Raw genomic sequence first — 11071 nt, 5'->3', positions numbered from 1 at the left:
CGGTAGCGAGTTGCTGCTGTAAAGAAGCGATCGAACTTTCGCGTTCACTCAACTGCTGCTGTAAACTTTCGTAACTTGACTTCGCTACTGTTTCGGCTAATTGGCTTTCGAGATTTTGCTTTTCGGTAGCGAGTTGCTGCTGTAAAGAAGCGATCGAACTTTCGCGTTCACTCAACTGCTGCTGTAAACTTTCGTAACTTTCTGGCATCGGATTTGGCTTTACAATCACCGAGTCCGATAGAGTTTCTGCCGTTACAGCGTCATTAACTTCGCTTTCTTCGGCTGTTTCCCCTTGCAAGGGGGCTGCCTCTACCTCAGTTTCTTCACCTTTTTTCCAAGTGACAGTAACTTCCGTCTTGTCCTTAGAAATATCCAGAGCGCCTTGTGCCAAGCGTTCTAGGAGTTCCGACCTTGATATTCCGAGCTTGCGAGCGATCACGTTTAATCGATCGGCACTAGAAGAAGTCAGCGAAAGTCCGACTTTGACTTTACTTTCTGAATTGGAACTAACTACATTGCGATTTTTTTTGACCATTGGCATTTTCCTCATGCCAACCTACACTAATAAGTGTAGTGGCTGAAGCTTCTATTAAAATTAATTCTTGTTACTTACCAATTGTGCCAGCTTCTGTTCCCAATTGAACAAAAATTCGTGAATATACTCTTCGATCCATTCCTCGCCGTAGAACCGCTTAAACATTCCCTCGGCCGGGTTTTTTTCGGCACGATACGGCAGATATTACAGTTGAGCTTGTAAGCCGTTGTTTTAAAGCGAAGCTTCCAAAGTCGCACCTGCAACCCGATGATCTCGATCTTTTGCCAAATAGCTCACAGCAGCGCGAGCTTGAGGATTTTGACACTCCTGGGCCTAAAGGCACGAGGATTCTTCGTTCATAGACCCAACTTGCCCTAGCAGGATTACTCCAACCAAGGTAGAGGTCGAATCTCCCGAAGCGTTCGGATCTATGACCCAAGTTCCGGTATGCCCTACCGTACTCAAGGCTAATTTCAGGATATTAATAGCAGCATTCCAATCCCGGTCTAAGACGAAGCCGCATTGGCAAGTGTGGGTTCTCATAGAGAGGGATTTTTTGATTAACGTGCCGCAATTAGAGCATTCCTCAGAGGTGTAGGCAGGATTGACCGCTACGGTTATCTTGCCAAACTTAACCCCGAAATACTCTAACCATTTCCTGAACTGATACCAACCCGCATCATTAATAGACTTGGCAAGACAATGGTTCTTGACTAAGTTCTTAATCCTCAAGTCTTCATAGGCGACCAAATCGTTAGATTGGATTACACAACGTGCCAGTCTCTTGGCATATTCTTCACGTTGCCTACTTATTTTGAGGTGTAGTCGTCCTAGTCTATTAATGGCTCGTTTACGATTGGCAGAGCATTTTCTTTTACGAGAAACACGTCTTTGTCGAAACTTTAGACGCTTCTCGCCTGCTCGATAAAATTTAGGGTTAGGCTCAGTATGACCATTGCTATCGCTGTAGAACTCCTTGATTCCTACATCTAATCCAACAATTCTACCTGTCGGCTCAATGTCTAGTTTTCCAGTTTCGATTTTCACCAAGAACTGAACGTAGTAGCCATCGGCACGACGCACTAGCCTAACCCGCTTTATTTGGTCTAGTTGGTAGAAGTGTAAGTCCCACGTCCCTTTAAGTTTAAGTTTACCAATGCCCTTCTTATCAATGAAATTGATTGAGCGTCTATCGGGGGAAAGCTTCCAGCCAGAAGTTTTGTACTCTACCGAGCGGCAATTCTTCTTAAATTTTGGATATCCCTTCTTTCCGGGAATAGACTTCCTGCAATTTTCGTAGAATCGAGCAATTGAGGAATATGCCCATTCAATAGCAACTTGGCAAGCGTGAGAGTTCAAAGTATTTACAAAGGGAAACTCAGCTCTCAGCTTGGTGTTGTAGCGATACAGCTCTTTTTGCCCTACGCCGCGATTATCCATCCAAAAACGGATACATTTGTTGCGGACGAATTGAGCAGTTCTAATCGCCTCATCTATTGCTGAGTATTGAGTTGTTTTCCCTTTAGCTTTGAACTCTAAAACTCTCATTTGACGTGGACAAACCCTACGGCAACTAGCTTACCATAAATAAAGCCGTCCTAGAAGGACGGGGCTTGAATCCCATTATTGTTGGTCAAATTTGCTCAGCGCGCGAGCAACTCGCAGCCGAATTCCCCAGTTATCCGAACTTACTAGAGCTAATAATTGCTGCAATGCCTGTTCTTGCTTCGGGGTATTTGCCAGCACACCCAATCCGTCAATTGCTGCTTCCTGAACTGGTAAATCTTCGTCGCCAAGACCGATCGCACAAATTTCAAATACTGCATCAGGACACTGCATTTCGTACAGCGGAGCCATAATGCTGCGGCGGACGAGCCAATTGTCATCGCGGCGAAAAGCTTCCACTAAATGAGAAATTGCCTCGGTTCCGAACCTTGACAAAGAGTTAGCGGCTTCGGCAATTTTCATAAGCCAATTATAAATTTTTGTTACGTTTCTTTACAATTTTAGCAATTATTCCCGGATTTGGGGCAGATTTAAAAAAACTTCACTGCTGAATCAGAATTTTTGTGGGTATTTAAGCGAGCTTTTGTATTAGTAATTAAGGCAATCAGTACCCTATTTATTTGAGTATGCGGAGGCATCTTTATTTTTTAAATAGGTTTTAAAATCCGATTTTTTACAAGCCGCGGCTGGGGCGCAGTATACAATAGAATCATTTTTAACCCCATTTTTCGGAGATTAAAGCGCCAGTTAAAACCCTAATTCTCCGGCGCATAAAATCCTAAATGATTGGCAATTGGACGTTCCTGCATGGGAATTTTATTCTGAATCGGAGCATTCAACAGTTTCGCTCCTGACGGCGATGCTACTGCAAAAGTTACCGACCCGCCGCCATCTAAATTCAGCACTGTCTCCGCTCCCAACTGCATCGAAATATCAGCTATTTCACTCAATTTCAGCCCTTCACTGTAAAGCCTCTGCTTGCCGTCTGCCAGAATTAACCACAACTTATCGCCTGTTTTGTCGATCGCCGCGACTGCACGGGGATAGGGTTTATCCTGCTTGCGTTCTTCCTGACTTTGTGCTACGGGCTGGCCATTTTTTACCAGCAAAGTATCTCCGGCAACGGCATAGGCTGTTCCCGCAGGACAAGTGCCGTTTTCGATTATTTGAGCGCGGTTTTTGGCATCAAAACAAAGGGCGGGAAAGTCTGGATTGGGTTCAGAATAAGCTTGGCTTTTGGCAATGGCGTGTCCGACATTATTTACTCGATCGCCACTGCGGGGATAGTAATCCCAAGGTGCTTTCTCGATGCAGGGATAAAAAAAGTTGCCGTTGACTGCTAATTGCAATTTAAATTCTTTCAGGAATTCAGTAGCCGTGCGGGCATTGGTTTCTGTTAAATCGGGTGTTGGATTTCCGGGAGTGACAAAAATTCCTATTCCCGGCGCTTTTAGGTCGATGCTAACAATGTGAATTAGGGTGGGACGCGGATTAGTCCGAAATTCCTTGCGGTAGGCTATTCCTTGAAAGAGCGATCGGGCTTCGTTTGTTTGTTGGGGACGCAAAAAGTAGGGAATGTTGTAGAGTAGTATGGGTGCGAGCAATATTCCGAGACCGAGAATCTGCCAAATTTGTTTGATCGTGGGCCGATAAGTCATACCATTTTAGATTTGAGATGGGGGACGGGAACACTGAGAGATTTATATATTTTTAAGCATCCTGTACTAATATGAAGTATTCGGATTCCCATAATTTTAGCAATCAAATTTTACGAAATCGATCGTTCCAAGGACAAGTTCTTAACGGTGCTGATTTCAGCGGTGCGGATGTTCGAGGCTGCAATTTTAGAAATGCTCAGTTAGCGGGTGCGAATTTTATCGGTGCGAAAATCGGGCTTTCTCGGCGACAGATAGCTGTTTTGACTGCAGGGGCGATCGCGATTTGTTTGGTTGTGGGCGATGTTCTGACTCGACTGATTTTGGGATCTCAAGGACAATTACCGGGCTCTGGCAGTTGGCCTTTTGTTCTGTTGCTGTACGGGGTTTTGAGCGCTGCTGGCTTCGCTTCGGCGATCGCCAGCAAACAGCCAAAAACCTCAAAAGCGGGTAGATTGGCACGAACAATTTCTGCTATTCTATCAGGAGCTTTGTTGGGATTTTTCTATGCTGGCACTGCAACTAATAATAATTCCCAGGCTGCTCTTGCTGGAATGTCGATCGGCGGGGTGTTAATGTTTTTTGTGAATTCCCGGATTCGTGGCCAATTTGCACAGGTGGCGATCGCATCGGCTGGAAGTGTGGCGACTTACGCAGCGGCTTTTTTGTTCAGTGCAACGGCGAGCGCTTTTCTGAGCACTCACAAACTGTTTTGGGGTATGTGTTTCGGTTTGCTGTCGCTGCTGTATCTTTGGTTTGCGTTTGTGTCTTTCTCCGCTATGGTTCGAGAGATTGGAAATGCTGAGGGTACTTCTTTCAGAGGGGCAAATCTCGCTGATGCTAAGTTCGATATAAGTTACCTCAATCTTAAATCTAAAATTTAAAATCTAAAATTACCCGACTGATATTCAAACAGTAATTGAGCCAGCAGAAAGCGACGCTTTGCTGCAAACGGTGGCGATTGGTGTAGGTCACTATGGTTTTCTACTATTGGCATTATATCTGGGTGTTTATTCTCGGCGCGATCGCCCTAATTTACCCTCAAAAATATAAAAGCGAGATCCCTTGATTTTTCTCAAAGAATTCAAGGGATCTCGCTCTAATCAAACTATTTATCTCATATCAGAGATTTTTTTTGCAAGCTGTTTTTTTTGCCTAAACAGCTTGATTAACGGAGAGGGAGGGATTCGAACCCTCGTTAAGTTGCCCTAAACACACTTTCCAGGCGTGCGCCTTCAACCGCTCGGCCACCTCTCCAGGGCTAAATTAATTCATTTAGCCACAGCTAAACTATATTAACAGAACAAATCTGATTTGGGAAGGGGTAACGGCATAAATTTACTGTTTAATGTGGATAGGGTGTCAAACGAGCCGGCTTGGATTCTCCTACCTATGTCGCAAACCCCTTCATCTAAAGGAGTTTGCCCGCCAAACCCCAATCTAAAATCTAAAATCTAAAATCTAAAATTCCATGACTCACTCTTACACAATTAAAATTCATAACAGACAGACAGGCGATCGCCACACCGTGCGAGTACCCGAAGACCGCTACATCCTGCAAAGCGCCGAAAACCAAGGAGTAGAATTGCCCTTTTCCTGCCGCAACGGCGCTTGTACCGCCTGTGCGGTGCGCGTCAAGTCGGGGGAACTGCACCAGCCAGAAGCAATGGGGCTGTCTGTGGAACTGCAAAAAGAAGGTTATGCCCTGCTGTGCGTCAGCTATCCCCGTTCCAACATTGAGGTAGAGACGCAAGACGAAGACGAAGTGTACGAACTGCAGTTCGGCCGCTACTTCGGCAAAGGTAAAGTTAAAGCTGGTTTGCCGTTGGATGAAGAATAAGGCAATTTGATAAATTATCAACTACCAATTATCCATGCTTTATCGGTTATTTGCGATCGCCCTTTGTCTGTGGCTAGCTAGCTGCCAAAAACCAGAAATGCCCCAAGGTACGATCGCCAAAGTAGAAAGGGCCATCAGCGGCCAAACAATCGAAGTTATCAGTACAGCCGACAAAATAGCCTTATTAGAACAAATCAGGCTAATTGGTATTGATGCGCCGGATTTAAAACAGCAGCCTTGGGGAGAAGCAGCCAAACAAAGACTAGAACAGCTAACTAGGGGAAAACAGGTATTGTTAGAATCAGACATCGAAGAGAAAGACCAGTTCGATCGCAAACTAGCCTACTTGTGGCAAGATAAAAATTTGCTCAACGAACAGCTAGTCAAAGAAGGTTATGCCCTGGCCTGGGTGCGATCGCCCAACACCAAATACCAGCAGCGACTCATCAACGCTCAAGAATGGGCGAGACTCATGGGTAAAGGCCTGTGGAATCCAGAACGAGCTTTGCGCCAAACTCCCGCAGAATTCCGCCAACAAAATCGGAAATAGTCAATCGATTTTAGATTTTAGATTTTAGATTTTAGATTGAAGCATTGACCCCACCGATAAATACGTTCGGCAAGTTTCATCGGGTACAGGTTTTTATTTCTGGACGGATGAATCACGTGGCGGGTATCGTGGATGCTTTCGGTCAGTTGGGAATTGTTGACAACTGACAACTGACAACTAACAACTAACAACTAACAACTGACAACTGACAACTGACAACTGACAACTAACAACTAACAAATGACTGACAATCAACTGCAAAACTTCTTAGAAATAGCCACCGAAGCAGCCCTAGCCGCCGGTTCCGTCCTGCAATCTTTCTGCGGAAAATTAGAAAAAATTCAAGAAAAAGGCCGATCGGGCGATTTAGTCACAGAAGCTGATAAAGCCTCAGAAGCCGTCATCTTAGAAATTCTCGGCCGCCACGTACCCCACCACGCCATCCTCGCCGAAGAATCCGGCAAATTAGGGGATGCTAGCAGCAAATACCTGTGGGCGATCGACCCTTTGGACGGCACAACAAATTATGCTCACCAATATCCTTTTTGGGCCGTGTCGATCGGACTTTTAATCGACGGCCTACCACAAATCGGAGTAATTTACGACCCTTTTCATAACGAATTGTTTCGGGCAGGCAAAGGATTGGGAGCAACCTGCAACCGATCGCCGATCAAAGTTTCCCAAATCCCAGAATTGAGAACCAGCTTGCTAGTCACTGGCTTTGCATACGATCGGCGCGAAACAGCCGACAATAACTATGCCGAATTCTGTCACCTCACCCACCTCACCCAAGGCGTGCGACGCAGCGGTTCCGCATCCCTAGACCTCGCACACCTCGCGATGGGGCGATCGGACGGATACTGGGAACGGGGACTCGCCCCTTGGGACGTAGCAGCAGGTGTACTCATCGTCTCCGAAGCCGGAGGTCAAATTACAGCTTATGACGGTAGTGCCTTTGAGATGAACTCTGGTCGGATTTTGGCCACAAACGGCAAAATACACGCCGAACTCAGCGGCGCACTGCTAGCCGTTCCTCCCTTATCTTCTTGGAAGTAGCACCTCCCAGCAATAGATCGGGGGTAGTACGGGGGTCAGAACCCCTTGACTCAAGCTACATTAAAGAATAGTGAGTGCGATTCGTTTAACCCAAATGGGTAGCAATACTCAGGGAAGGTTAGCCTAACCAACTGGTTAGTATAACTGAATACACATCTAGGTGCAGGATTCACAAGTCCCTAGTCCTAGTCCGCAAGTGCAGCGGTAAAAGCATATCCCCTATTTTGTTGGGTAGCAACCAATAGGGTAAAGCGGGGATAAAAGACAAGAACTACTGGTAGCCGAAACTGGTAACTGTCGAGCACGAGTTCATGTGTAGCGAAAGCAAAGATGTGTCTGAACCATCGTAATTTTCAGATGGTCAAATGGCTAAATCAAGAATAAACCCGTTGAAAAAACACGGTAAAGACTGATTAAGACCAAGCCAAAAGGCAAGGCTAGGGCATAGGCAATTTCACACTTGACCTATAAGCACCGCCCATAAACCCGGTGGATAGCATCGCACTAAAAACTCAAACAATGTGTATTTGGAACGAAGTAACTCTTATATATTTCTGGAATCATGTCTATTATCCAGTAAGTAGCTAACGAACAATATATGAGAGAGGGATTGTATCAGAAGCCAATGCTCTGTTGTAATGACAGAGATATGCAGACGGGTACACGGTAACTTCAAGGATAGGAACTTAGTAGCAATGAATAAGTCTAAAACGCGGGACAACCCGACGGTGGAATGGAATCAAATCAATTGGCGAAAAGCCGAAAGATTGACATTTAAGTTGCAAAGACGTATCTATCGAGCAAGTGAGCGTGGCGATGTTAAAGCAGTTCGGAAGCTTCAAAAGACCTTGATTAATTCATGGTCTAATAAGGTTCTAGCGGTACGACGGGTAACACAAGACAATACTGGCAAGCGTACAGCAGGTGTGGATGACATAAAATTGTTAACCCCAAAGCAACGATTAAAGCTAGTAAGTCAACTCAAAATAACTGGTAAATCTCAACCGACTCGTCGGGTAATGATACCAAAACCAGGAACTAATGAGTCAAGACCATTAGGAATACCTACAATGTACGACCGCGCCTTACAAGCAGTTGTGAAAGCAGCACTTGAGCCAGAATGGGAGGCAAAATTTGAGCCAAACTCATACGGTTTTAGACCCGGTAGGTCATGTCACGATGCGATTGGAGCTATCTTTGACAGTATCAGATACAAAGCTAAATATGTGCTAGACGCTGATATTTCCAAATGTTTTGACCGCATTAATCACAAAGCATTACTTGACAAAATCAATACCTATCCAGGACTCCGAACACAAATTAAGTCCTGGCTTAAAAGTGGGGTATTAGACCAAGGTGAAATCTTCCCGACCAAAGAAGGCACACCACAAGGTGGGGTCATCTCTCCACTTTTGGCTAACATTGCCTTACATGGAATGGAAGAACGGGTCAAACAATATGCGGAAACGCTAACAAAAGGATACTACGGAATCAGTAAAAAAGATAAACGAGGTTCTTTAAGTTTAATCCGGTACGCCGATGATTTTGTGATTATTCACAAAGACATTGAAGTAATACTAGCCTGTCAGAAAATAATTGCAGAATGGTTAAGTGATGTTGGCTTAGAATTGAAGCCAAGTAAAACAAAATTAACCCACACCCTCAACGAATATAATGGAAATGTTGGGTTTGAGTTCTTAGGATTCCATGTACAACAACACAAGGTAGGCAACTATCGAAGTGCTAAAAATACAGTAGGAATACCGCTAGGTTTTACAACATTAATCACCCCGTCTAAGCCCAAAGTCAAAGCCCATCTGGCTAAAATTGCAGAAGTGATAGACACCCATAACACCGCCCCCCAAGTCGCTTTAATTAGTCGGCTGAATCCAATAATTAGGGGATGGTCAAACTATTACTCAACAGTAGTAAGTAAAGATACCTTTAACAAGGTAGACAGTCTTACCTATGACAAACTAAGAGCATGGGCGAGAAGACGGGGAAAAGGTAGCATCAATAAAGACAAATACTGGCGAACAGTAGGCGACAGAAATTGGTGTTTCAGCACAGAAGAAGGTTTAGAATTAGTCCAACACAAAGCAACGCCTATTGTAAGGCACGCCAAAGTGAAGGGTAACGCAACGCCTTACGATGGTAACTGGATTTACTGGAGCAAGAGACGCGGAGAATACCCGGAAACACCAAAAAGAGTGGCAACACTGCTTAAGACACAAAAAGGTAAATGTACCCACTGTGGTCTGTATTTCACACCTACAGACATTGTAGAAGTTGACCATATCCAACCTCGCTCATTAGGCGGTAAGGATGAGTACAAAAACCTCCAACTTCTACATAAACACTGCCACGACACAAAAACGGAAAATGACGGTTCTCTCAACAAGGACTATTGTAACAATCCGTTTTGAATTGTATCCTTAACAAAGGATGAAGATATCAAGGAGCCGGATGAGGCGAAAGTCTCATGTCCGGTTCTGAAGGAGAGGTAGGGGTAGAAATGCCCCTATCGACTCTAACAAAGCCAGGAAAGGAAGAGTAAAAGTTATGTCTTTTGAAATGACAAAAGGGCTGTTCAAGTATGACTTTACAGATCAGCACGCAATTTTGGGAGTTCCCTTAGACGCCGAGTTTAACGACATCCGCAAGCGCTACATGAAAATCGCCCGCCGGTTGCATTCGGATACTTGCTCTTTTGAAAGCCAAGCCGATAAAGATTGGGCTAACCAATTTTTGTCAAAAGTAGTCAATCCGGCTTACAATAAATTCTCTAAGGAAAGCGATCGCAAAGAATACAGCCTGCTATTAGCAGCCATCGCCAAGCGCGTTGTTAAAGAACAGGCGAAAATGCAAATTGAAAGCGAAGCAGCCAAACAGTTAGCTACCGCTAAAGATTGGGAAGAAGCTTACAAAACAGCAGTTAGCAAACTCGCTCTCAAGCAGTACGAATCAGTTAAGGAAACGCAAGAGGCGATCGATCAAATTAGCGAACTTAACATGGTTTACCTGCTGCGAAAAGAGCGCATTGGCATTGCAACTCCGCCACCACCCCCAACCCCAATTCCCCCAACCCCAATTCCAACCCCAACCCCAAATCTACCCCCAAATCTACCCCCGGACAAAGACGACCCGCGGATCGAAGCTTATTGCCGCCGAGCTCAAGGATTTATGGACAGCAAAAATTACGCTAAAGCAAGTTTGGAGTTGAGGGAAGTCCTGAAGGGTGCCCCGAAACACAGCAAGGCTCACGCTATGTTAGCAATGTGTTACCTTGAACAAAATCAAGCCACAATGGCAAAACTTGAGATGAACAAAGCTTTGGCGTCAAATCCAGAAGAACCGACGGCTTTGGAGGTTAAGAAAAAGCTGGAACAAGCTTCCGCCAAGGCAAAAAAAGGTGATGAAAAACCAGGATTTTTTGCAAGTTTGTTTGGCGGGAAGAAGAAGTGAGAAGTTGTGAGTTGTGAGTCTTGAATATTGAGAAACGGGTGAACAGCTCAGCAGTCGAGTGTGATCGAGCCAAACAATCAAGACTTGGTGATATCAAATCCGGTGACATCGGAATTATACTGTCAGTGCGATCGTCCCGCGATCGCGGATGCTCCAGAAAGAACGGGACGATCGCACTGACGGGGAAAATGATTATTTCGATGGAAACGAAAAGGATATGACGCCTGAATTTGTTAAAGTCGAATGTTAAGCTTGCCTGGTTCGACTTTAACACCGTTCCCTAAAGCTAAGCCTCTGAACCCAATCTAAAATCTAAAATCTAAAATCTAAAATCTAAAATTCCGATGACACCTTAATTTGTTAAAGTCGAATGTTAAGCTTGCCTGCTTCGACTTTAACACCGTCCCCTAAAGCTAAGCTTCTAAGCCCAATCTAAAATCTAAAATCTAAAATCTAAAATTCCG

Annotated in this window: 12 protein-coding genes and 1 tRNA gene; 7 read left to right on the top strand and 6 right to left on the bottom strand. The window is 44.8% G+C overall.

Annotated features, from left to right (window positions below; genetic code table 11):
- The 5 genes from QT984_RS00815 to QT984_RS00795 form a co-directional block, all read right to left on the bottom strand.
- Window positions 1–535, bottom strand: a 535-nt coding sequence (locus QT984_RS00815; RefSeq protein ID WP_333207948.1) for a ribbon-helix-helix protein, CopG family, incomplete at its 3' end; no start/stop codon positions are given.
- Between the two features lie 60 nt (window positions 536–595).
- Window positions 596–736 (bottom strand): hypothetical protein, encoded by a 141-nt coding sequence (locus QT984_RS00810; RefSeq protein ID WP_333208011.1) that lies wholly within the window; start codon window positions 734–736, stop codon window positions 596–598.
- 132 nt (window positions 737–868) lie between these two features.
- Window positions 869–2083 (bottom strand): transposase, encoded by a 1215-nt coding sequence (locus QT984_RS00805; RefSeq protein WP_333207947.1) that lies wholly within the window; start codon window positions 2081–2083, stop codon window positions 869–871.
- A gap of 75 nt (window positions 2084–2158) precedes the next feature.
- Window positions 2159–2503 carry a HEAT repeat domain-containing protein gene (locus tag QT984_RS00800; protein WP_333207945.1) on the bottom strand — a complete coding sequence of 115 codons (345 nt, stop codon included), beginning with the start codon at window positions 2501–2503 and terminating at the stop codon, window positions 2159–2161.
- A 293-nt stretch (window positions 2504–2796) separates the two neighbouring features.
- Complete coding sequence (locus QT984_RS00795; RefSeq protein WP_333232907.1) at window positions 2797–3699, bottom strand: phosphodiester glycosidase family protein; 903 nt, start codon at window positions 3697–3699, stop codon at window positions 2797–2799.
- A gap of 71 nt (window positions 3700–3770) precedes the next feature.
- Here QT984_RS00795 and QT984_RS00790 point away from each other — a divergent pair, with 71 nt between their 5' ends.
- Window positions 3771–4580, top strand: coding sequence for a pentapeptide repeat-containing protein (locus tag QT984_RS00790; RefSeq protein ID WP_333372804.1), 810 nt, complete (start codon window positions 3771–3773; stop codon window positions 4578–4580).
- Window positions 4581–4868: 288 nt separating this feature from the next.
- Here the strand turns inward: QT984_RS00790 and QT984_RS00785 are convergent.
- Window positions 4869–4953, bottom strand: a tRNA-Ser gene (locus QT984_RS00785).
- Window positions 4954–5167: 214 nt separating this feature from the next.
- Here QT984_RS00785 and QT984_RS00780 point away from each other — a divergent pair.
- The 6 genes from QT984_RS00780 to QT984_RS00755 all read left to right on the top strand — a co-directional run bounded on the left by QT984_RS00780 (window position 5168) and on the right by QT984_RS00755 (window position 10607).
- A complete protein-coding gene (locus QT984_RS00780) occupies window positions 5168–5536 on the top strand; it encodes a 2Fe-2S iron-sulfur cluster-binding protein (RefSeq protein WP_172186552.1) in 369 nt (122 codons plus the stop codon).
- Window positions 5537–5570: 34 nt separating this feature from the next.
- The gene (locus tag QT984_RS00775; RefSeq protein WP_333054346.1) at window positions 5571–6086 is read left to right on the top strand and encodes a thermonuclease family protein; all 516 of its coding nucleotides are present in this window, start codon (window positions 5571–5573) and stop codon (window positions 6084–6086) included.
- Window positions 6087–6130: 44 nt separating this feature from the next.
- Entirely contained in the window at window positions 6131–6253 is a 123-nt protein-coding gene (locus tag QT984_RS00770) for a hypothetical protein (RefSeq protein WP_333181264.1), read from the top strand.
- Between the two features lie 73 nt (window positions 6254–6326).
- On the top strand, window positions 6327–7142 hold the full coding sequence (locus QT984_RS00765; RefSeq protein ID WP_333372801.1) for an inositol monophosphatase family protein: 816 nt from the start codon (window positions 6327–6329) through the stop codon (window positions 7140–7142).
- Between the two features lie 695 nt (window positions 7143–7837).
- Entirely contained in the window at window positions 7838–9568 is a 1731-nt protein-coding gene (gene ltrA, locus QT984_RS00760) for a group II intron reverse transcriptase/maturase (RefSeq protein WP_333372798.1), read from the top strand.
- Window positions 9569–9704: 136 nt separating this feature from the next.
- Window positions 9705–10607, top strand: coding sequence for a tetratricopeptide repeat protein (locus tag QT984_RS00755; RefSeq protein WP_333054340.1), 903 nt, complete (start codon window positions 9705–9707; stop codon window positions 10605–10607).
- Window positions 10608–11071: the final 464 nt, after the last annotated feature.

The organism is Microcoleus sp. Z1_B2, from assembly GCF_036700325.1.
Lineage (GTDB): Bacteria > Cyanobacteriota > Cyanobacteriia > Cyanobacteriales > Microcoleaceae > Microcoleus.
The sequence above is the reverse complement of the archived record's forward strand: the minus strand, read 5'-3'. Positions and strand labels throughout refer to the sequence as shown.